The 22,760-nt window shown below is 42.3% G+C and carries 21 protein-coding genes; 10 read left to right on the top strand and 11 right to left on the bottom strand.

Features of this window, described 5'->3' with window-relative positions; all coding sequences use genetic code 11:
• Positions 1-193: 193 nt before the first annotated feature.
• The gene (locus WKF69_RS09845) at positions 194-2,446 is read right to left on the bottom strand and encodes a Tex family protein (protein WP_340381509.1); all 2,253 of its coding nucleotides are present in this window, start codon (positions 2,444-2,446) and stop codon (positions 194-196) included.
• A gap of 313 nt (positions 2,447-2,759) precedes the next feature.
• On the opposite strand from WKF69_RS09845, the gene WKF69_RS09840 reads away from it, so the two are divergent.
• From WKF69_RS09840 to purE, 4 genes are read left to right on the top strand one after another with little or no spacing between them, the layout of a single operon-like run.
• Positions 2,760-3,347 (top strand): NADH-quinone oxidoreductase subunit A, encoded by a 588-nt coding sequence (locus tag WKF69_RS09840; RefSeq protein WP_340381507.1) that lies wholly within the window; start codon positions 2,760-2,762, stop codon positions 3,345-3,347.
• A 1-nt stretch (position 3,348) separates the two neighbouring features.
• Complete coding sequence (gene nuoB / locus WKF69_RS09835) at positions 3,349-3,831, top strand: NADH-quinone oxidoreductase subunit NuoB (RefSeq protein WP_340381505.1); 483 nt, start codon at positions 3,349-3,351, stop codon at positions 3,829-3,831.
• Between the two features lie 28 nt (positions 3,832-3,859).
• Positions 3,860-4,999 carry a 5-(carboxyamino)imidazole ribonucleotide synthase gene (locus tag WKF69_RS09830; protein ID WP_340381503.1) on the top strand — a complete coding sequence of 380 codons (1,140 nt, stop codon included), beginning with the start codon at positions 3,860-3,862 and terminating at the stop codon, positions 4,997-4,999.
• Between the two features lie 32 nt (positions 5,000-5,031).
• Positions 5,032-5,541, top strand: a complete 510-nt coding sequence (purE, locus tag WKF69_RS09825; RefSeq protein WP_340381501.1) for a 5-(carboxyamino)imidazole ribonucleotide mutase — start codon at positions 5,032-5,034, stop codon at positions 5,539-5,541.
• A gap of 64 nt (positions 5,542-5,605) precedes the next feature.
• On the opposite strand, the gene WKF69_RS09820 is transcribed toward purE, so the two are convergent.
• Entirely contained in the window at positions 5,606-6,166 is a 561-nt protein-coding gene (locus tag WKF69_RS09820; protein WP_340381499.1) for a YqgE/AlgH family protein, read from the bottom strand.
• A 30-nt stretch (positions 6,167-6,196) separates the two neighbouring features.
• Between WKF69_RS09820 and pdxH the strand changes: the two genes are divergently transcribed.
• From pdxH to WKF69_RS09805, 3 genes are all read left to right on the top strand, one after another.
• Positions 6,197-7,027 carry a pyridoxamine 5'-phosphate oxidase gene (gene pdxH, locus WKF69_RS09815; protein WP_340381497.1) on the top strand — a complete coding sequence of 277 codons (831 nt, stop codon included), beginning with the start codon at positions 6,197-6,199 and terminating at the stop codon, positions 7,025-7,027.
• A gap of 5 nt (positions 7,028-7,032) precedes the next feature.
• Entirely contained in the window at positions 7,033-7,530 is a 498-nt protein-coding gene (locus WKF69_RS09810) for an NADH-quinone oxidoreductase subunit C (RefSeq protein ID WP_340381495.1), read from the top strand.
• Positions 7,531-7,592: 62 nt separating this feature from the next.
• Positions 7,593-8,717: an NADH-quinone oxidoreductase subunit D gene (locus tag WKF69_RS09805; RefSeq protein WP_340381511.1), complete on the top strand. Its 1,125-nt coding sequence runs from the start codon at positions 7,593-7,595 to the stop codon at positions 8,715-8,717.
• Between the two features lie 97 nt (positions 8,718-8,814).
• On the opposite strand, the gene WKF69_RS09800 is transcribed toward WKF69_RS09805, so the two are convergent.
• Both WKF69_RS09800 and WKF69_RS09795 read right to left on the bottom strand, forming a co-directional pair.
• Positions 8,815-9,903, bottom strand: coding sequence for a S1C family serine protease (locus WKF69_RS09800; RefSeq protein ID WP_340381493.1), 1,089 nt, complete (start codon positions 9,901-9,903; stop codon positions 8,815-8,817).
• 9 nt (positions 9,904-9,912) lie between these two features.
• The gene (locus WKF69_RS09795) at positions 9,913-10,479 is read right to left on the bottom strand and encodes a sigma-70 family RNA polymerase sigma factor (RefSeq protein WP_340381491.1); all 567 of its coding nucleotides are present in this window, start codon (positions 10,477-10,479) and stop codon (positions 9,913-9,915) included.
• A gap of 137 nt (positions 10,480-10,616) precedes the next feature.
• Here WKF69_RS09795 and WKF69_RS09790 point away from each other — a divergent pair, with 137 nt between their 5' ends.
• A complete protein-coding gene (locus WKF69_RS09790) occupies positions 10,617-10,814 on the top strand; it encodes a hypothetical protein (protein ID WP_340381489.1) in 198 nt (65 codons plus the stop codon).
• Positions 10,815-11,059: 245 nt separating this feature from the next.
• Here the strand turns inward: WKF69_RS09790 and WKF69_RS09785 are convergent, their stop codons facing one another.
• The 4 genes from WKF69_RS09785 to WKF69_RS09770 form a co-directional block, all read right to left on the bottom strand.
• Positions 11,060-14,452 carry an efflux RND transporter permease subunit gene (locus WKF69_RS09785; protein ID WP_340381487.1) on the bottom strand — a complete coding sequence of 1,131 codons (3,393 nt, stop codon included), beginning with the start codon at positions 14,450-14,452 and terminating at the stop codon, positions 11,060-11,062.
• 44 nt (positions 14,453-14,496) lie between these two features.
• Positions 14,497-15,591 carry an efflux RND transporter periplasmic adaptor subunit gene (locus WKF69_RS09780; RefSeq protein WP_340381485.1) on the bottom strand — a complete coding sequence of 365 codons (1,095 nt, stop codon included), beginning with the start codon at positions 15,589-15,591 and terminating at the stop codon, positions 14,497-14,499.
• 118 nt (positions 15,592-15,709) lie between these two features.
• On the bottom strand, positions 15,710-17,047 hold the full coding sequence (locus tag WKF69_RS09775) for a TolC family protein (protein WP_340381483.1): 1,338 nt from the start codon (positions 17,045-17,047) through the stop codon (positions 15,710-15,712).
• Positions 17,048-17,055: 8 nt separating this feature from the next.
• Positions 17,056-17,673 (bottom strand): TetR/AcrR family transcriptional regulator, encoded by a 618-nt coding sequence (locus WKF69_RS09770; protein ID WP_340381481.1) that lies wholly within the window; start codon positions 17,671-17,673, stop codon positions 17,056-17,058.
• A gap of 244 nt (positions 17,674-17,917) precedes the next feature.
• On the opposite strand from WKF69_RS09770, the gene purB reads away from it, so the two are divergent.
• Together purB and WKF69_RS09760 are read left to right on the top strand one after the other, a co-directional pair.
• On the top strand, positions 17,918-19,261 hold the full coding sequence (gene purB, locus WKF69_RS09765; protein WP_340381479.1) for an adenylosuccinate lyase: 1,344 nt from the start codon (positions 17,918-17,920) through the stop codon (positions 19,259-19,261).
• A gap of 79 nt (positions 19,262-19,340) precedes the next feature.
• Positions 19,341-19,904: a NifU family protein gene (locus WKF69_RS09760; protein ID WP_340381477.1), complete on the top strand. Its 564-nt coding sequence runs from the start codon at positions 19,341-19,343 to the stop codon at positions 19,902-19,904.
• Between the two features lie 74 nt (positions 19,905-19,978).
• On the opposite strand, the gene WKF69_RS09755 is transcribed toward WKF69_RS09760, so the two are convergent.
• The 3 genes from WKF69_RS09755 to WKF69_RS09745 all read right to left on the bottom strand — a co-directional run.
• The gene (locus WKF69_RS09755) at positions 19,979-20,773 is read right to left on the bottom strand and encodes an inositol monophosphatase family protein (RefSeq protein ID WP_340381475.1); all 795 of its coding nucleotides are present in this window, start codon (positions 20,771-20,773) and stop codon (positions 19,979-19,981) included.
• 2 nt (positions 20,774-20,775) lie between these two features.
• Complete coding sequence (locus tag WKF69_RS09750; protein WP_340381473.1) at positions 20,776-21,948, bottom strand: prolipoprotein diacylglyceryl transferase family protein; 1,173 nt, start codon at positions 21,946-21,948, stop codon at positions 20,776-20,778.
• Positions 21,949-22,021: 73 nt separating this feature from the next.
• A partial coding sequence (locus WKF69_RS09745) for a radical SAM protein (protein WP_340381471.1) occupies positions 22,022-22,760 on the bottom strand: 739 nt, incomplete at its 5' end.

The raw sequence follows: 22,760 nt of genomic DNA, 5'->3' as shown, positions 1-22,760 counted from the left end.
ACAATAAATGTATTTATCTTTATAAAAACTGTCAACCTAATTAAGGACGAGTCATGTATACTCTGTCCCCTCCGTGGAATCTCTGTGTCCTCTGTGTTTATTTCGCCAACCGCTGTAAAATTCTTTCAGTTCAAAATAGTTATAGCCCTATATTACACTTTGCGGTTAAAATATGCAAGCGACCAGTGACCGGTCATGAAAACTTATTCCTCAACGCCGCAAGCTTTATAGCGATATCCGTCTCAGGCTTAGGTTTTGGAACCGAACGCACCTCCACTCGTTCAGGTTTCTTAAACTTAGGTTTAGCAGGCGCTGCTTCCTCGATTTTCATTGTCAATGCAATTCGCTTACGAGGGATATCCACCTCTGTTACCTTCACCTGAACCTTCTGGCTAACTTTAACTACGTCATTCGGATCTTTTACAAATTTATTTGACAGCTGACTTACATGAACAAGGCCATCCTGGTGCACACCAATATCAATAAAAGCTCCGAAAGCAGTAATATTAGTTACAATTCCTGGCAAGGTCATCCCGACACGGAGATCGGTGATCGCGTTAATTCCTTCAGAAAAGGTAAAAGCCTCAAATTGATCTCTCGGATCCAATCCTGGCTTGGCGAGTTCATTCAATATATCGTTTAAAGTGGGGAGGCCTACAGACTCACTTACATAATTTTGCAGCCTGATCTGTTTCCGAAACTTGTCCTCTTTGATCAGGTCTTCCAGCGTGCAGCCCAGATCCTTAGCCATTTTTTCAACGAGAGAGTATCTTTCCGGATGTACCGCACTCCCATCAAGCGGATGCTCAGAATTCCTGATCCTAAGAAAGCCGGCGGCCTGTTCAAAGGCTTTTTCACCCAGCCGGGGAATCTGCTTAAGGTCCGATCTTCTTTTGAATGCGCCGTTCTTATTCCGGTGCTCCACAATGTTCTGTGCTAACTGCGGACCGAGGCCTGAAATGTATGAAAGGATCTGTTTAGATGCGGTATTAAGCTCCACTCCGATCGAATTCACACAGCTGATCACGGTATCGTCCAGAGAGGTTTGCAAATGTGTCTGATCAACATCGTGCTGGTATTGTCCAACGCCAATTGATTTAGGATCGATCTTCACGAGCTCCGCGAGCGGATCCATAAGACGGCGGCCTATTGAAACAGCCCCTCTTACAGTGATATCTTTATCCGGGAATTCTTCACGTGCAACATCAGACGCTGAATAGATCGAGGCGCCACTTTCGTTTACCATGACAACTATGGCATCAGTGAGGTCAAGAGAACGAACAAACGTTTCGGTTTCACGTCCCGCAGTACCATTTCCTATCGCAATTGCTTCAATCTTGTATTTATCAGCAAGGAACCTGATGCTTTTCGCGGCTTCTTTCGAACTCTCATTGCCATTGTGGGGATAGATATTTGTATTTTCTATCAGCTGGCCCTGCTCGTCTAAGCACACCACCTTACATCCAGTCCTGAACCCTGGATCTATAGCCATGATGCGCTTCTGACCCACCGGCGCAGCCAGTAACAGTTGCCTGGCATTATCTGCAAAAACACGGATAGCCTCAGTATCAGCAGCCTTCTTTGTCAGCAATCTTATTTCCGTTTCCATTGACGGCTTTATTAGCCGCTTGAAGGAATCGGCTGCAGCGATTTTCACTTCACCGGCTGCAGCGTTTCTGGATGTGACAAACATGTTTTCCAGGATCAACACTGCTTCTTCTTCTGGGACTTCAATATCGAGCGTAAGGACAATTTCTTTTTCCGCTCTGCGCAAAGCCAGAACACGATGAGATGGCGCTGATTTTACAGCCCCTGTCCAGTCGAAGTAGTCTTTATACTTCTGTCCTGCTTCTTCTTTTCCTTTTATAAGCCTGGAATGAAAACTACCCTTGTTAAAGAAAAACATACGCATCTTTGCACGCAGGTCAGCGTTTTCTGACATGTATTCCGCGAGGATGTCCCGGGCACCCGCAAGGGCGTCCGCTGAAGAAGGTAAGCCCTTTTCTTCATCAATGTATTTAGCTGCCTCAATCTCGATGTCAATATTCGATTGCTCAAAGATCTTATCAGCAAGCGGCTGCAAGCCACGCTCACGCGCTACGGATGCTTTAGTTTTACGTTTGGGTTTGTATGGAAGGTATATGTCTTCCAAAAGGACCATAGTTTCCGCGTTATTTATCTGGCTCTCCAATTCAGGAGTTAGAACGTTCAGGTCTTTCATCGACTTAATTATGGCTTCGCGGCGTTTATCAAGATCGATCAATTGCTGCATTCTGTCACGTATAGCTGCAACCTGCACCTCATCTAAACTTCCGGTCATTTCTTTCCGGTAACGGGAAATAAAAGGGATCGTGCCGCCTTCATCCAATAATTTGACAGTTACCTCTACCTGTTTCTCCTGCACGGATAGCTCGGATGCTACCTTTTTATATTTGGTCTGACTCATACCTGTTCGTAATTGTGATGCGAATTTGCGCTTAAGAGTTTTAAATTCAAAAAAACCTTATCCACACCGTGGGTATTCGGTAACCCGGGAATCGCGGATTAGTAATCGGTGATCAGTACCTATCGTACACACCGTCAACGATTACTGATCCTACTTTTACCGAAACTAGTTCACCTGCCACTGATTACCGACTACTCCTCTCCTGGTAGTTTCGCACTGATCACACTGATTACTGATTACTTCCTCACTCGTTACTGATTACCGATCACAGATAACGTTTACCAATTCCAGACATTATTGCTACTTTTGATCGATGATTGAACCATCTCAGCTTACAGAGTTCGGCAAGGTGTTTATCTACATGGTGATGGGTATTTTATTCGTGCTGTTCACATTTTTCCTTGGAAGGCTGGTTGCCCTCAAAAGACCAAACTCAGTGAAGCTGAGCACTTACGAATGCGGCGAAGAACCCAAAGGAAGTTCCTGGATCCAGTTCAATTCACGCTTTTATGTAGTAGCTCTTATTTTCCTTTTATTCGATGTGGAAATGGTGTTCATCTTTCCCTGGGCGACGATTTTTAGCCAGGAAACACTACTTGTTGCAGATAGCCGCTGGGGGTGGTTAAGCCTTATCGAAATGTTCATTTTTATTGGCATTCTGTTAATCGGACTAATGTATGTATGGAAGAAGGGTGACCTGAATTGGATAAAACCTGAAAACGTTTTGCCTGTTGGTCCGGGGAAAGTGCCCTTAGCTATGTACGCTAAAATAAATGACACGAAATATATTGTGAGAGAGTTTGGGGCGGACAGTAATGCTCAGCCGGAACTTGCATCACCTGTAGAAAACAAACCGGCGGCCGTCAGACCTGCGTTCAGGCCTCAATTTAAAAAACCTTAAAGTGAGCTTAGAGATAAAAAGTGAGAACGGTGGTATTGTAGTTACAAAAATGGATGACCTCCTGAACTGGGCGCGTCTTTCATCTTTGTGGCCAATGAGTTTCGGAATTGCATGCTGTGCTATTGAAATGATGGGATCGATGGCCTCGACCTATGATCTGGATCGCTTTGGTGTTTTCCCGAGGCCTTCACCCAGACAATGTGATGTGATAATAATCGCCGGTACGGTAACATTCAAAATGGCTGAGCGGATAAAAAGGCTTTATGAACAAATGCCTGAGCCGAGGTATGTGATTTCTATGGGATCATGTTCAAATTGCGGCGGCCCTTACTGGCAGCATGGCTATCATGTTGTCAAGGGTGTAGACAGGATTATACCAGTGGATGTTTACGTCCAGGGCTGCCCTCCAAGGCCAGAATCATTAATTGGCGGAATACTTGAGTTACAGAAAAAAATACAGCAGGAAAGCCTTCTTAACAGCTAGTGTTCTGGCTTGAGTCAACATATATACTATGAAATCATTTTACGGCGATTTGAAACTTGGCATTTTAGGCGGAGGCCAGCTTGGCCGGATGCTGATACAGGAATCGATAAACTTCAATGTTACCACCCATGTCCTTGACCCTGATGCCGATGCTCCTTGTAAAGATCTTTGCAGTAAATTCGTAACAGGCTCTCTTACAGATTATCGAACAGTTTATGATTTTGGTAAGGACCTCGACTTGGTCACCATTGAGATAGAGAAGGTAAATGTGGACGCACTGGAGCAGCTTGAAAGCGAAGGTGTGTTGGTTTACCCGCAGTCCCGTGTAATCAGGTTAATCCAGGATAAAGGAATTCAGAAACAGTTTTTTAAAGAAAACAATATTCCAAGTTCCAGGTTTCAGCTCATCCAGAACCGCGCTGAACTTAAGAACGGAAACTTTCCGCTGCCATACATTCAAAAACTCAGAAAAGATGGCTATGACGGACGTGGCGTCCATTCCGTCAGAAACACAGCAGATCTGGATAATGCATTTGATGCTCCAAGCCTGATAGAAGACTGGGTAGATTTTGAGAAAGAGTTGGCGGTTATCGTTTCTAGAAATGAAAATGGTGAGATTAAAACGTTCCCTTGTGTTGAAATGGAATTTAATCCGGAAGTTAATCTTGTTGAATTTTTGATCTCTCCATCAACATTATCTCCGGACATTCTTCAAAAGGCAGATAATCTTGCCGTAAAAATAGCACAAGACCTTAAAATAGTCGGCGTATTGGCTGTGGAGCTGTTCCTCACTAAAGATGGGCAGATACTTGTAAACGAGCTTGCCCCTCGTCCGCATAATAGCGGTCACCAAACTATAGAGGGCAACTATACCTCGCAATATGAACAGCATCTCAGGGCAATATTCAATTTGCCGCTGGGTGATACCCGTTCAATAAGTAATGCTGTGATGATCAATCTTCTTGGAGAAAAAGGATTTGAAGGCCTTGCTGAATACGAAGGATTGAATGAGATCCTTAAAATTGAACGAGTTTATGTACATCTTTATGGCAAGAAATTAACGAAGCCATTCCGTAAGATGGGACATGTGACCATACTCGACGATGACCGGGAAAAAGCTATAGAGACAGCTAGGTTTGTTCAGGCCACAATTAAAGTAAAGATTTAATATTTAACCCTAATATATTTACAGTCAATATAATGAGTGCTTTAAAATCATCTACTACTCCCCTTGTCGGGATCATCATGGGCAGCAAGTCAGATCTAAATATCATGCAGGACGCTGCGGATGTGTTAAAGGAATTTGGAGTCAGCTTTGAGATCACTATTGTTTCGGCTCACCGTACTCCAGATCGAATGTTTGAATACGCAAAATCAGCTTCGACCAGAGGTTTGAAAGTTATAATTGCCGGTGCCGGCGGTGCTGCCCATTTGCCGGGAATGGTGGCGTCAATCACACACATTCCTGTGATTGGAGTGCCTGTGAAGTCGTCAAATTCGATTGATGGCTGGGATTCAGTGCTATCTATACTTCAAATGCCTAATGGAATACCCGTAGCTACTGTAGCGTTAAACGCCGCAAAAAATGCGGGAATACTGGCTGCGCAAATACTTGGAACCGCTGATAGTGCTCTGGCGCAAAAGCTGATTGATTTTAAGGCTGAATTAAGGAGAATAGTAGAAGTAAGTGCTAAGGAAATGGAGCAATAAGCTTTGAGCTATGGGTATTGGGTAGGTCTGACAAAAACTCAAATCTCATACCCCTGGCCCAAAGCTAATTCCATTGAGGGTTCTCCGGGAAATTTGCAATATGGGCGTATTTAGGCCCTAAGCCAATAACCACCTCTCTCCAGAGGTTTTCTTCGTCTTCTACAAAGATCACTTCCGAATTAAACTTGCTGGCCACCAGCCACGAATTTTGCTCTAACTCCCCTTCCAGCTGTTCTTCGGCCCAGCCTGAATACCCTATGAAGAACTTTATTTCAGAACTATCTATCTGGTTGTTATTTATCAATATCTGCAGCGCTTCAAAATTGCCGCCCCAATAAACGCCATCCATTATTTCAATCCCGCTGTTCAGTTTTTCATAAGCAGAATGGATGAAATGAAGCGTGTCGTTAGCTACCGGCCCGCCAATAAAAACCGGGAATGAGCAGGCCGAGTCAGGAATCAGGTCACTCACCAGCATGTCGCTCCGCTGATTCAATACAAAACCAATAGCACCTTGCTCTTCGAATTCAGTTAAGAGTACGACAGACCGTTTAAAATTCGGATCCAGCATGAATGGCTCTGAAACAAGCAGGCTTCCTTTTCGAGGTTTAACAGGACTTAGCATAAATGGGTAACAATAAGGGCATTAAACTGTTTGGGGATTAGAGCTATAGGTTTTGAGCTTTCACTTTCCCAGAACGTGCAGGAGATCATGGCTGATTGCTCACGGTTCACAACCAAATATATCGGCGAAATGGTAGATTACAGCGCGCATTTATTAAGTTTGCATAGGAAAACACTTTCCCAAAACTATTGTCCTTATTATTATAGAATGTCAGTAAAAAAAGAAGTTGTTGAAAGCCTCCGCCAGGAATATAGCTCGGTAAGCTTATCTGAAAAGGATGTAGCGAAAGATCCTGTAAAGCAATTTGGTAAGTGGTTCAAAGAGGCTATGGATGCCGGTGTTAACGAAGCAAACGCAATGACTCTTGCTACCACAAGTATCGATAGAAAACCTTCGGCACGAATTGTACTCATGAAGGGTTATGAAGAAAGAGGCTTTATTTTCTATAGCAACTATTTAAGTGCAAAAGGTAAAGAAATGGCTAAAAACCCGGTCGTAGCGCTGGTGTTTTTCTGGCCCGAATTAGAGAGGCAGATCCGTATTGAAGGAACTGTTGAAAAATTGACAAAAGAAGAGTCCGAAAAATACTTTCACTCGCGCCCAAAGGGAAGCCAGATTGGAGCTGTTGTATCTCCCCAAAGCCAGGTTATAGAAGGTCGTGCGGGACTCGAAAAGAGCTGGGAAGAAAACGAGACGCGGTATGCAAACAGAGATGTGCCGAAACCAGCATACTGGGGCGGTTATGTAGTTAGACCACAGGTGGTTGAGTTCTGGCAGGGCCGCCCAAGCAGGCTTCACGACAGAATAGTTTATAAAAAAGCTGATAAACAAAGCTGGAAGATCGTTCGGCTTGCACCTTAATAATAATGGACTTCGGCGATATTAAGACCCTTCTCACCAGTAAATTCGGCCCGGATGCGATAGTAGAAGTACAAACTGCCGGGCTTCAGCCTGCCTTTGTTATTGATCCGGATCAGATAGCAAATGTCTGCATGGAATTGCGTGATAACGAACAGACCTATTTTGATTTTCTTTCCTGCCTTACCGGGGTAGATTACGGTGTTGAGGAAAACAAGTTCGCCGTTGTTTATCATTTAGCTTCAATACCTTTTAAATCCCAGCTTACTTTAAAAGTGATCAAAGAGCATTATCGAAACACCGGTATCCTGCCCTCTTTCAAAAGCGTGACTGAGGTTTGGAAAACAGCAGAGTGGCATGAACGGGAAGCATACGATTTGATAGGCATTTCTTTCGAGGGCAATCCGGATCTCAGACGAATATTGCTGCCGGATGATTGGGAAGGCTATCCGTTAAGAAAAGATTATGTTGCCGCCGAAGAGTATAAAGGCATTAAAATAAATTAGTTCGGGTGAATTCAAATAGAACAAGGTATACCCAGCTTACCGAGCATCTTGAACCGGAAGAAATGATCATCAATATGGGTCCGCAGCATCCATCAACTCATGGTGTGTTAAGACTTGAATTGATTACCGACGGGGAGATAGTTAAAGAGGTGATCCCGCATATGGGTTATCTTCACCGTTGCTTCGAAAAACATTGTGAAAGCCTGAGTTATCAGCAGATCATCCCGTTCGTTGACCGGATGGATTATCTCGCCTCCATGAACAATGACCACGCCTTTGTTATGGGTGTGGAACGGATGCTGGGCATTGATAAAGACATCCCTAAACGGATCGAATACATCCGGGTTCTGGTTTGTGAGTTAAACCGCATAGGCTCGCACCTTATAGCAATCGGTACCTATGGAATAGATATCGGAGCCTTCACTCCCTTCTTATGGTGCTTCCGCGACCGCGAACATATTATGAATATGCTTGAATGGGCATCAGGTTCACGGATGTTGTATAATTATATCTGGATCGGTGGTTTATTCTATGATCTGCCGGTCGGCTTTGAAGAGCGCTGCCGTGAATTTGTCGACTACTTTAAACCTAAGTTAAAAGAGCTTGATGAGCTTTTAACAAATAACCAGATCTTCATCAACAGAACTGCTGGTGTCGGAATCTTACCCCTCGATGTGGCGATCAACTACGGATGTTCCGGGCCAATGCTCCGGGGATCCGGATTGAAATGGGATCTTCGTCGTGTTGACGAATATTCCGTTTATCCGGAACTGGAATTTGATATTCCTGTAGGCAAAGGCGAAATGGGGAAAGCTGGCGACTGCTGGGACCGCTACAAAGTTCGTGTTGATGAGATCGTACAGTCAGTGCATATCATTGAACAATGCCTGGAACGGCTTCAAAAAGAGTTAAAACGCACACCAGAATTTGACCCGCGGGCAAAGCTTCCTAAAAAGATCATCCCGAAAGAACAGGACTTCTATGTCCGCGCAGAAAACCCTAAGGGTGAGCTTGGATATTACTTCATTACTGATGGCAAAACAGAGATCCCAAAGCGTGTGAAAGCACGGGCGCCAAGTTTTAACAATTTATCTGTACTTCCTGAAATTGCGCGGGGGGTCTTAATAGCCGATCTGGTGGCTATCCTAGGCTCGATAGATATTGTTCTGGGTGAAGTGGACCGGTAGCTGTGGGTTATGGGCTGTGGGCATTGAATTTTGCAAGTTAGGCTAGAGTGATTCGTTCTTTTTTGCCGTCAGGTATTTGGAAAGAAGCTGATAGCTCTTAGTACACCTTCACCATGAAAATATACGGTTCCAATTTCTTTATCTGATCCTGACGACTTAAGCCTGTCAGTGTGTTGCGTTTATTAAGAACCAGCTTCTTTTCGAGCGAATCCTGAGAAATCGCCTGAATAGATTCTAAAATATAATTCGATTTAATTGCAAAGGCAGCTCCATCGGCAAATGTTTGTTTACCATTTATAATCCCTACAATATTTCCTTTAGTATCAAGCAGAGGACCGCCGCTATTTCCAGGATTGACAGGGATGGAGACCTGATAAGCAACTGTGTCACCTGCAAAACCGTTACGCGAGCTTACATAACCCTCACCATAAACTTGGTCGTCTCTCGGAAAACCGATTGTGTAAACTGATTGACCGATATCGGAAGCAGATTTCTTAAAGGTATAAGGGAGAGATGCCAAACTGAAAGCAGGGTCTTCGATTTGCAATACGGCAATATCGTATGTAGGATCCGTATAGATTTGTTTTACCTTAAATACTTCCCCTGCGTTATTTTGTACATACACAGAATCCGCACCCTTAATAACATGATAATTTGTTACTATATAACCATTGGCAGATAGCGCAAAACCGGTACCACCGAATTGACCGGGATTAACCGGGCCTCTTGAAGGTTTATCGCTAATGTTTTTAATCAAGGCGTTTTGAGAACGTTTAATATTATTAATATCACGACGCATCTGGGTAAAATTAGATGAGATACCTTGGGCAAAATATCCTGTGGAAAACAAGGTGCCAAACACAGCAATCATCGCCACAGTTGCAGCAATAGCTGCGCTTACGCGATACTTGTTCCAAAGCCTATAAATAACAGGAGGCTCAGGTTTTACTTCTCTTTTTAAAGCTTCGACATCAATTTCCTCGTGAATAGCATTCATCTCAGAAGTCAGCCGAACTCTGTCACCATATTCCGTCAAATGGCCTACCAGATTTTCATGCTCAACTACATTGAGATCAAAAGCCGGATCGGTGCTCCTTTGCTGCTGGAAGTCAGCAAGCTCAGCAGATGAAAGTTCACCTCTTAAGTAAGCGTCGATCAGATTAGTTATTTCGATATCCTTTTTCATTTTGTGTAATTAGGATTGAAAAAATATCTTCTTCAACCGTTGCAGGCACTTATATTTTTGAGTTTTGGCGTTATCCGCATTGGTGTAACCAAATTTCTCACAGATCTCCTGCATGGATCTGTTTTGTAAGTAGTAATCTTCTATGATGGTTTTGCATGGTTCTCCTAACTGCTTGAGAGCATGCTCCATCTTAGTAAACTGCCTGTCCTTTTCCTCGTGTTTCTCCATATCATCCTCAACTGGGATAATATCTGTGAAATCTTCTATGTTTCTAACGTTACGGCTCTGGGCATTTAACCGCTTCAGCCATAAGCGACGACAAACAGAATACAGAAAAGTTTTAAGCTTGCTATTCAGCTCAAAATTTCCACTTTTTACCTTATTATAAAGAACGATAACCGACTCCTGGAAAATATCCTTTGCATCATCCTCATTCCCGTTATTGTTAAGTACCAATTGCAGTACCATGGGGAAATAAGTTTTGTAAAGCCGGTTTAAAATATCTTTAGAGTCATTCAGTATCCCAAGTATTATCTCATTATCGGCTGGAACTGAACTTTTTATCTCTTTTCTCACTATTAATACTTTTTACGCGGAATTGTAACCCAATGATAGCAAAAATATTTTTTTATATTTTTTTCATATCAAGGGTTACCTTTTTAATTAACAGGTATTAAGTGTAAATTATTTAAATAACTTTTAACCACTAAACAATGAAAAATTTATTCAAATTCGGTTTCTTAGCTTTAGCTATTTCTTTATCAGTTGCTGCTTGTAACTCAAACAAAACTGAAGAAGCTGCTGCTGACACAATTGATTCTACTGCAGAAATGACTACTGATTCTTTAGAAGCACAAATCGATACTGTTGATTCAGCTGCTGATGCTGCTGTTGATTCAGTAAAACACTAATTAACCAAAAATTACAAGAAAGACCTTCTCAATTTGAGAGGGTTTTTTTTGTACCTATATTTTTTGGGAAGAGGTAATAAGGACGATGGGCGGAAAAGAAAATGAAAACCTGCCTACCGCAGGCAGGCTGGGAGCTCCTTTCGTGTCCAGTTCAGTAAATAAGGTTCCTCGCTCCGCCCCTCAAAACAAAAAAAGCGGGCTCCTTTCGAAACCCGCTTATCAACCTAAACTAAACTAACACTATCTTAAACCGTTTCTGGCTTAGGTTTCTTCGCTAACCAGCCTTTAACTTTTCTTTTATTTGAATCTGCAAGAAGCAGCATACACGGAACCAGTATAAGGGTAAGGAACGTGGCGAAACTTAAACCGAATATCATTGTCCATGATAAAGGTCCCCAGAATGCAACGTTATCTCCGCCAAAGTATAAATGCGGATTAAACTCGCTGAATAAGGTTGTAAAATCCATATTTAATCCCACTGCGAGCGGAATGAGTCCGAGCATAGTTGCAGTAGCCGTCAATAATACAGGAGTCATACGAGTACGCCCTGCTTCGAGTATCGCATCACGTACGCTCATACCCTCTTCTATCATCAGCTCGAAGAACTCAACCAGGAGTATTCCGTTCCGAACAACAATACCTGCAAGGGCGACGATACCTACTCCGGACATAACGATCGACATATCCATTCTGAATATCGTAACACCCAGCAACACGCCGATAATACTCAACCCGATCTCACTTAGGATGATCAAAGGCTTGGACACAGAATTGAACTGCGCCACCAGAATGATCAGGATCAAACCCATAGATATCATCAGTGCAGTTCCTAAAAAGTTCATTGTTTCCTGTTGCTCTTCCTGCTCACCAGCCATCTTCACTTCTATTCCGGCAGGTGGATTATATTGGTCGATTTCGCCTTGAATATTAGTAACAACCTCATTCGGATTGTATTCACCAAGAACATTAGAGGACAAAATAATGATCCTCTTCTCCTGCTTGCGTTTAATACCTCCGTAAGTATTTACATAGTCGATCGATGCGAATGACGACAAAGGCACCTGGCGGATTATACCCCCCATTCCCATATCGCGATACGTCATTTTCATATTTCTTAGCGCGTCAAGGTTATTACGCTGCTCTTCAGTTGCACGAAGATTAATTTCGTAATCTTCATCAGCATCACGGAACTTGGAAACTTCTTTACCGAAGATGGCCGTACGAAGGTCCATACCGATCTGTCCGGATGAAATACCTTCTCTGTTTGCCCTTTCACGGTCAATATCAAAAATGATCTCAGGCTTATTATTCTGGAAATCAGACTTCAGCTCTTCAACTCCGGCAATCTGCTTTGAGACCAGGTATTGCTTCAATCTTTCCGAAGTCTTCACCAATGAATCCAGGTTGTTCCCGGTGATCTCGATACTAATAGGTTTTGAAGTCGGCGGACCACCCTGTTCCTGAGCTACTGTAATTTCAGCACCAGGAATGCCCTTTACAGCTTTACGGATCTTATCAAGATAAACCGAAGTGCTTTCTCCCGTACGTTTACCAAACGATTCAAAGGCTACGGTAACTTTTCCCATATTGGTGTACTGTCCCTGATCCTCACTTTGCGGATCAGTTACGCCAATGGTTACGTTTGATATTATAGAAGACACGTCAGGATTATTTCTGCCCACCACTTTGGTTACATCATTCTCTACCTTTTTAACAACTTCATTTGTGAAGGCCTGATCTGTACCTACAGGTAAATGGATATATACAAAAACAAAGTTTGGGTCACTTTTTGGGAAGAATACCACCTTTGGCGGCACAACCACCATGAGTCCCAGCGTGAGCAAAAATAATCCAACAGTACCCCACAGAATAGCTCTTGGCCAGTTTAATGCCCGATCAAGTATAGCTACATATTTATTTTGTATACCTGGCCAGGTTATAGTCTGGAACTTTTGTATACTCTTCGCCAAATAGAAATGGTGTAACAGATATAAAAGAGCAAGGAATACTACAAAATTACCCAGACCGAAATTATACAGATAGGCCAATAAAGCTACGCCCCCGAAAATTAACAACGTTTTCTTAACGCCTTTGTCAAATTTCGGCTTAAGCGGACTATGGTCCTCTGGTTTCATGAAATCAACTGCGAATACAGGATTTATGATGTAAGCGACGATTAGGGAAGCCAGTAAAGTTATAATCAGAGTCATCGGCAGGAAGAACATAAACTCTCCGATAACTCCAGGCCAGAATAACAATGGAACGAATGGCGCCAGTGTTGTCAGCGTACCTGAAAGAACCGGAAGGAAGACTTCCGCAGCAGCTGCCTTTGCAGCTTTCTTAATTGGAACTTTGCCATTCTCAAATAAACGGTGTGTATTCTCAATTACCACGATAGCATCATCAACTACAATTCCCAATCCCAACAGGAATGAAAACAGCACCATCATATTCATGGTAAAGCTGAATCCAAATAATCCACCCAGAGCAGGCATAGCCATAAAAGCGATGAACATCGAAAGCGGTACCGACAATGCAACGAATATTGCATTTGTAACACCCATGAAGAACATCAGGATAAGAGTTACCAGGATAAATCCTATAATGATCGTATTTATCAGATCATGAAGGGTTACACGGGTTTTATCTGACTGGTCACCGGTAATTGTGACGTCAAGATTCTTCGGCAAGGTGGTCGCCTTAAGCTCAGCTACAAGAGCATTGATCTTATCCGATGCGTCAATAAGGTTCTCTCCACTCCTCTTCTTAACGTTCAGGGTGATTACATTCTTTCCGTACAAACGGGCATAGCTTTCCTGTTCTTTGAATGAATCTTTTACTTCCGCGACATCCCTTAGATAAACAGATGCGCCGGTTGGAGTCTTTATAATTAGATTTGAAATCTCATCCGCACTGGCAAATTCCTTTTTTACATTCAGCGTTCTACGCACCCCGTCCATTTTGATAGTACCCCCGGAAATAGTCAAATTCTCGTAACCTACAGCTCGTTCGATATCACCAAAGGAAATCTGAGCAGCTGCCATTTTATTCAGGTCGGCATTGATCTGAACTTCCTGATCAAGTGCCCCTACAATGTCAACACCGGAGATCTCTTTTAGACTTTCAACCTCATCCTGAATATCCTCAGCATATTTCTTAAGGCTTTTCAGATCATAATCACCCGAAATATTAAGATACATTATCGGCAGATCTGAAAGGTTGATATCCATTACATTGGGATCGGTTGGAAGATCGGTTGGAAGATCCTGACGCGCTTTATCAACAGCGTCCTTAACGCGTTGTTTTGCGTCTTTGATATCCACATTCGTATTGAACTCAGCAGTAATGATCGAAAAATCCTGGTATGAATTTGAAGTTATCTTCTTTAAGCCCGATGTTGATTTTAATTGCTTTTCGAGCTGTTTAGTAACCAGGTTCTCCATATTTGCCGGAGACGTTCCAGGGTAAACCGTCTGAACGAAGATCTTTGGAATTATCACCTCAGGAAAGTTTTCTTTCGGGAGGCCCAAATATGATGAATATCCAATAATAGCAATGATAATAGTCAGCACATAGATCGCTGTCCTGTTCTCAATGGCCCAACTGGATGGTTTGAACTCTTTATTAATGTCTTCCATTTTATTTTTGTTATACTCTCTTAGAAAGCACTATAATATTTTTATTAATTAGCTTTTACGATATCACCTTCACTTAAGCCATCCATTCCGGCAACAATCACCTTATCGCCGGCTTTAAGTCCTGAAAGGATTTCTGCTCTACCACCAGAAACTTTTCCGGTTTGAATATTAACACGCTTTGCTTTTCCGTTTTCTGAAATAAACATGTAGTCGCCATTTTCTGCCTTTTGGATAGCATTTACAGGTACAACTAATGCTTTATCATTCTTGTAATCAATGATCTTCAGGATACTAAGCATGTTGGGGCGATATCTGCTATTTGCCGGAAGCTTAATCTCAACGTTAAAGCTCCTTGATACGGGATCTATTGTTTTAGAGGCAAACGAGATTTTCGTGTTGATGGAATCCGGTACATCCGGCAAGATAACCTGCACATTGTCTCCCTGGCTAACGCGGCCCGCGTACGATTCAGCAACCAGAGCCTTTGCTTTCAATTTGCTTGCATTGATGATCCTGATCGAAGACATTCCCGGGGAAGCTACTGAGCCGACTTTCATATCCATCGCATCAATTGTTCCTGAAATAGGAGCTTTGATCTTATACATGGCTATCTGTGATCTCAATGTCGCAATACGACGCTCAGCAGCTTCTTTTTGAGATCTGGCGTTGATATATTGCATTTCTGTGCCAATTTTCTGATCCCAAAGATTTTTCTGGCGCTGGAATAAAGTGTTTGCAAGGTTTAATTGAGTTTGCATTTCGGAAATGTTTTGCCTTAAAACTTTATCGTCGATTTGGGCTAATATTTGTCCGCGGCCCACATTCTGGCCTACGCTTACATACACGGCTGTTACTACGCCTTGTGCTTCAGGACTAACCTGGACATTGTCTTCAGCATCAATCCGTCCCTGAACTTCCAGATAATTGCTAAAAACACTTTCCTGAACTTCAAGTATGCTTACGTTCTTAACGTCTTCAGCCGCTTTTACTGTTCCTACCTCAGCCTCCAGTGCTGCTATTTTTGAATCGATCGCAATTCTTTCTTTTTTCAAAGTTTCAAGCTCAACCTTTTTATCGGTCGTTTTTCCTCCACACGCTGCAAGGAAAAGAGTAATACCTACGAATATTAAATTTTTCATGGAAATGTTATTGTTGTTTAAGTTTAGATTAACCTGCCCGGTATTACCTTTCTTAGGAGTATTTCGAAGCCGATTTATATTTGTGATGATCATCTCAGATTGATTTGTTCGGTTATAGTTAATAAGTTATTTTACCTGAAGCTTTTTCAACGTTAACTCTATTGATCATCAGATCGTATAAGGCGTTTATATAGTTGTTTTGAGCTTCTTTTAAGGAAGTTTCAGCAGTGGTAACTTCAATGCTTGAACCCACTCCCTGCTCATACTTGATCTTGGATACTCTTAGTACTTCCTGCGCCAGCTCCATATTCCTCTTTTGATTATCTAATGATTTGAGGCTGTTTAAATAGGTTGTCTGAGCCTGATCAACTTCGAGGTTTATCCCATTTTGAAGATTCATAAGGTTGTTCTGAGTCTTAAGGATGGCTAGTTTAGCGTTACGTACCTGGTTTAACTTAATTCCACCGGAGATAATTGGAACCGACAATCGGAGACCGATTATAGTACTTGGGAAATTTGTGTTAAAGAGTTCAGAAAAGTTGTTTGACTGAAAACTCTGTGAAGAACTTCCAAAAGCAGATAAGGATGGCAAAAACTGACTTTTGTAACGCTTAAGATCAAACTCATTCAACTTCTTTTGGGTTTCGAGCAATGAATATTCGATCCGGTTACGATAAGCAGTGGTATCACTTGCTATGATCGCCAGGTCTGCCTGAAGACTTGCGATCGAATCAGTCAAAGTCAGCTTACTGTTCACTGTCATTCCCATTTGGAATTTCAAAAGGTTTACATTGAGAGCAAGCAGCCTTATTACGTTCTCGCGTTCCGTATCCAGGTTATTCTTTAGCACTTTTAAGCGGTCAACATCAATCTTCTCCACAAAGCCATTCTTAAACATGGCTTCAGTATCGCTTAAAGATTTCTTAAGCCTCGAGAGATTCGCATCCACAAGATTAAGCTGTTCGTTACTGACCAGCACTGAATAATAAGCTTTGGTAACTGCAACTGAAGTTTCAATGCGCGTTCTGGTTAAATTCTTATTGGACAATTCTTTATATGTTCTTGACGCCTGAAGGCCAACGAGATATGAACCATCAAACAAGAGCTGATTTAATTCGAGGCCTAAGGATGACTGGTATTTAACACCAAACTGAACCGGGATCTGCGTACCAGGCTTTCCAAAAAACTCACCAGGCAACAGGCTTGTTGGCAATTTGATAAAATCCTGAAAATTTGCATTTCCGCTCACCTGAGGCAAACCAATACCAATAGTTTGTTTAACGGTATTTTTTGCGATGTCTTCATCGATCCGTGCGTTGAGGATAGCAACCTGATGGTTTTGCGCGTAATCGATTACCTGTTTAAGGGTGAATGCCGCAACTGTATCAGCTTGTTGTGCTTTTGCGGATACAGCGAAGCAAAAGCATATTAGTAAACTCAGATATTTATATTTCATAGCGGTTATTATTCTTCTTCTGTTATCTCTTTGTATTTATTAATTAATTTATGACCCTTAAGTGAGCATATGCCGTAAAGGAAGTGCTCCGTAAGTTCGGCCAAAACCTGCGCGATACCGTATTTTCCGTTCGTGTAATCTGAGCTGTTTGAAAAAATCAGATCCACCTGCTCAAGCCGCATTTGGGTCAGGATATCACATTTAATATCATTCCTGTAGTACCCTTCTTTTATCCCCCTTGCCAGATTACTGTAGATTGTTTCGTAAAGGCTCGTTTGACGAAACTTTTTAAAGGACAACCAGGCCTGCGGATGGTACTTCTGAAGATCATGAAACAAATTCGGGTTCATGTTAGAGAGTAATTCTTTCATATTTGTTACAGCGAAGAACATTTCGTGTACTGCATTTTCAGCCTTATCAGTGCCATCTTTTATAATGCATTTCTGGCCGTTCAACTTGTTCTCAATCACCATATTCACGATCTCATTCTTATCGCTGAAATGCGTATATATTGTCTTTTTAGACATACCAAGGTGTTTTGCGAGGTCATCCATCGTCACACTCTTAAATCCATGCTGACAAAAAAGATTGTCTGATTCAGATATTATATATTCTTTTACTTCCAATTATTACACTCCTTGTTTATAGTGCCACAAAACTATGGAAACTTTTTTCAATTCAAAAGTTTCCTTGGAAAATAATATTAATTTATTCGTAAATGACATTAGGATGAGGATTGTCGGAATTAGGATTCATAGGATTAGAGGATTATAAGATCGATCGGATTGTGGCGATTAGTTTCGCACGTTCGGGAATAGGATTAGAGGATTATCAGATAAACCCTTAACTTCGCAGAAAATCTTAACACCCATGAATTTGTCTCCCTTGTCAGCCATTTCTCCTATTGACGGACGTTACCACAAAGCTACTTCGGAGCTTTCGGGTTATTTTTCGGAAGCCGCATTAATAAAATTCAGGGTTTATGTTGAGATCGAATATTTTATCTCACTTTGCGAGCTGCCTCTGCCTCAACTAGCTGATTTTGATCAAACAAAGTTCAACGCCCTAAGGTCTATTTACCTTAATTTTGATGATACCAGCGCTGAGGCTGTTAAAGAGATTGAGAAAACGACTAACCATGATGTTAAGGCCGTGGAGTATTTCATAAAAGACGAATTTTCAAAACTTGGCCTGGACAACCATAAAGAATTTATCCATTTCGGACTTACCTCACAGGATATAAATAACACAGCTATTCCTCACTCGTTTAAGCTGGCAATTGAAAATTCCTATCTGCCCGCATTGAATGAACTGCTCGGGCAACTAAAAAAAAGGGTGTCAGAATGGTCCGACATCCCTATGCTGGCACATACTCATGGCCAACCGGCCTCGCCTACCCGACTTGGAAAAGAGCTCCAAGTATACATCGAAAGAATAGAAGCGCAGCTAACGCAACTGAACCCAATTCCATTCTCTGCGAAATTTGGCGGAGCGACAGGTAATTTTAATGCACACCATATCGCTTATCCGCAAATAAACTGGACAGAATTCGCAAACAAGTTCGTGAATGACGGTTTAAAATTACATCGTTCTCAGTATACCACTCAAATTGAGCACTATGATAATTTTGCGGCACATTGTGATGCGTTAAAACGCCTAAACAATATCTTAATCGATTTAAACAGAGATATCTGGGCGTACATTTCGATGAATTATTTTAAACAGCAGATAAAGGCGGGTGAAGTGGGCTCGTCTGCAATGCCGCATAAAGTTAATCCGATTGACTTCGAGAATTCCGAAGGTAATTTAGGGATTGCAAATGCACTTTTTGAGCACCTGGCGGCAAAACTGCCAATTTCACGGCTACAGCGTGATCTTACCGATTCTACAGTGCTTCGTAATATCGGTGTGCCGCTGGCACATACTCTTATTGCAATCAAGTCGACCGTGAGAGGCCTAAAGAAGTTGTTGTTAAATAAGGACGCGATCCAAAAAGACCTGGAAGCGAACTGGGCGGTGGTTGCAGAAGCCATACAAACTATTCTTCGCCGCGAAGGTTATCCGAACCCATACGAAGCCTTAAAAGAGCTGACAAGAACCAACATCCATGTAAACCAAACAACGATCAGCCAGTTCGTAGACACACTCGATATTTCGGATGCAGTTAAGGCAGAACTCAAGGCCATAAGTCCATTTAATTATACCGGATTGTAGGCAGTCATACACGTGTCATAACTTCAAGCGCTGCATTAGTAAGTTTAAAAATTAGTAATTTTGTGAATATTTTATTGACATGAGCACTGCAACATCAACAACGAACGTCTATACCGAAAGTACCCCTAACCCGGCTACACGTAAATTTTTAGTTAACAAATTACTAACTAATAACAGCGTCGACTTTCCTACAAAGGAAAGTGCTGAGAAATCGCATTTCGCACGTGAATTGTTCAAGTTCAATTTTGTAACCGGTGTTTTCTTTGCAAGCAATTTTGTCACTATCACTAAATCAGAAAGCGCAGACTGGCAGGATATCGAGCCAATTCTTAAAGAATTTGTTAAAGGGGCTGTTGAGTCGGAACTGAATATACTTGAGAAAGAAGAAGTTGCTGCAAGTTTCGAAGGAACAGAAACAGAGATCAAAATTCAGCAGATCCTGCATGATTACGTTCGTCCTGCTGTAGAACAGGATGGCGGCGCAATTAGCTACAAATCATATAATGAAGGTGTTGTTACCGTTGAGCTCCGCGGATCCTGCAGCGGGTGTCCTTCTTCAACTATCACGCTGAAATCAGGTATAGAGAACCTGTTGAAGCGTATGGTTCCTGAAGTTACGGAAGTAGTTTCTGAAGCACTGTAAGAGAGCCTGGAATCAAGAACCTAGAACCAAGATGCTGGGTGGAAAGCCTTGATTCCTGGCTATTGTTCTTGATACTAAAGGTCAAACTCTTTTCGGATAACGTCAAGTAATTCAGAAGATATCCGCCCGTTTGTGGCGACAATTTCACGCCGATCGAAACAATCGTTTCCCCCTTTAAAATCAAAGGTTTGTCCTCCAGCTTCTCTTACTAACACCATCCCGGCAGCGATATCATGCGAGTTGAGATTGTATTCAAAATACCCGTCAAACCTTCCACATGCCACATATGCCAGATCGAGCGCTGCGGAACCTATCCGGCGAAGACCGTGGCACTTTTGCATAAGAGTGCGCAATACGTTCAGATACTTTTCCATCTTGGAGAATTCATAAAAAGGAAATCCGGTTGCCAGAAGGGTATTTTCGACCGCGGGAGCATTGGATACGGATATCCGTTTACCGTTCAGATAAGCTCCGCCATTTTCCCATGCAGAAAAACATTCGTCGCGGTTGATTTCATAGACAACTCCCAAAACAAGTTCATTATTATGTTGAAGTGCGATACTAATACAGAAGGAAGGGACACCATGTATAAAATTTGTTGTTCCATCGAGCGGATCAATGATCCAATTGTAATTTTCTGCAAGAACGGTACTCGTTTGCTCCTCTGTAATGAAACCCGCTTCAGGAAGTATACTTGACAGACCTTTTACAAGATCCCGTTCTGCGGTTTTATCCACATAAGAAACCATATCGTGAAGGCCTTTATACTCAATATGCTCACGATCAAAAATCAACGATTCACCTCGAATAAACTCTCCTATCTCTTTAGTCAGGGAGACAACTTCTTTGGTCAGAGCTGAAAGATCCATATTTATTTAACAGGAATACTCTGCGGATGTTTCTTCGCATTATTTGTCGCGCAAATAAGCCCTGCAATCCCCGTGATAATAAGAATAGTTGAGATCAGTTCAGCTTGTGTAAACCCTAAACCCAAAACATGATATTTAGAATTTACTCTGATAGTTTCAATAAGGAAACGCTCTATTCCATTTAGTATAAGATACAATGAGACCATCACGCCAGGTATTTTAATCCGGTCGCGGATAGACCAAAGAAAGGCGAATATGGCAAGCCCCATCAAAACCTCATAGAACGGCGTAGGAAATACGGGCAATGGAAGCTCGTTACAGAAATTACCCGAGCATCCCGCGATTGGAACTCCTTCGTTGACTACATTGTGCGGATACTTAAATGCCCACACCCAGTCAGGAGCCCAGCTAAGCCATCCCGGTTTTGCTGCCTGGTTTACGATCCCCCAGTCACCATCTCCAGACAAATGACAGCCGATACGGCCAACCGCATAGGCAAGCATTAAACCTGGTCCGGCTATATCAACCATGTGGATCCACTTAATCCCATATTGTTTGGCCTTGTACAGAACTGCAGCGCCCCCTACTAAAAGCCCTCCGTAAAACGTCAAACCGCTAAATGAAAAAAGGCCCCCGATTGGATCCTTTACAAAATCATCCCAATATTCAAGGTTATGAAAGACCTTTGCCCCTAAAAATCCTCCAACGGCTGCCCACATTAAAAGGCTGCCCATTATCTGGTGCGGGTGCACCAATTCTTTAACAGTTTTAGGTTTGGCGAGTGCTTCTTTCTTCTTCTCGGCGTAAGACCAATAAACAAACAAACCCCCTAAAAGTATCCCCCCGAGGATATTTCCACGGCCTGATAGTATAAAAGTTTGCGGGTTTTCAACGAAGTCAGAATAATGCAGTAGGCCTTCCAGTAATTTAAAACCCATTAGAAAACCAAAAAAGCCATTGAAAAATAGCTCAGCGATCGAAGCGGGCTCTCCAACTTTCACTTCTCTGGTGAAGGGCTGAACAAGCCCCAATTTCTCTTTTCTTTTAAATTCCTCCGAAAGAGCCCAGTATCCTGCGGCAAAAGCGAGGGCAACAAAAAATCCGAAAGTTTGAACCGGGAGGGGAATATGAATTCCTGTAAGATATTCTATTAGATGGGTTATAGTTGGAAACATAGATCAAATATACGTGCTGATAATAATTAGCAAGGTAAGATAATTAAGAGTGAAATCAATTGATTAGATCAGGTCAGTGTGCAAAAACTTCGGCATTATCAAAGATTTCCATATCGCCGTCAGCAGCAATGTTTTCAAACGTCACTGACCTGAGCTCATTTACTAACAGAGGATCATATGGCGTTTTAACTTTGACATAATTGCGGCTGAAGCCGTGCATAAAGCCTTCTTTATGATCAGCTTCGAAGAGTACAGATGCAGGCTTTCCAACCTGAGTTTCGTAAAAGGCGCGGCGCTTCTTCTCCGAAAGTATGTGAAGCATTTTGCTTCTGTCGGATCGCTGAGAACCCGGGACCTTTCCTTTCATACTTGCTGCCGGCGTGTTCTCTCTCTCCGAGTAATTGAACACATGCAGGTAAGATATGTCAAGGTCGTTGAGGAAATTATAGGTATCAATAAAATCTTCTCTCGTTTCGCCTGGAAAGCCAACGATCACATCGACTCCAATACAGCAATCGGGAACTAATTTTCGGATTAACGATACCCTTTCTGCATATAGTTCTCTCTTATACCTGCGGCGCATCAGACCGAGGATCTTATTTGAGCCTGACTGCAAGGGAATATGGAAGTGTGGTACAAACTTTTTGGAATTTGCGACAAGCCCGATAATGTCATCTGATAATAAATTAGGCTCAATTGAGGAAATCCTGATCCTGTCTATTCCTTCGACCGAGTCAAGAGCTTTTACAAGGTTGAAAAACTTGTCTTCTCTCTCGCCTTTACGGATCCCAAAGTCACCCAAATTTACTCCG

The organism is Daejeonella sp. (genome assembly GCF_037719425.1).
In the GTDB taxonomy this organism is placed as follows: Bacteria; Bacteroidota; Bacteroidia; order Sphingobacteriales; family Sphingobacteriaceae; genus Daejeonella.
Note: the sequence above shows the minus strand (reverse complement) of the source record. Positions and strands in the feature narration are given on the sequence as shown.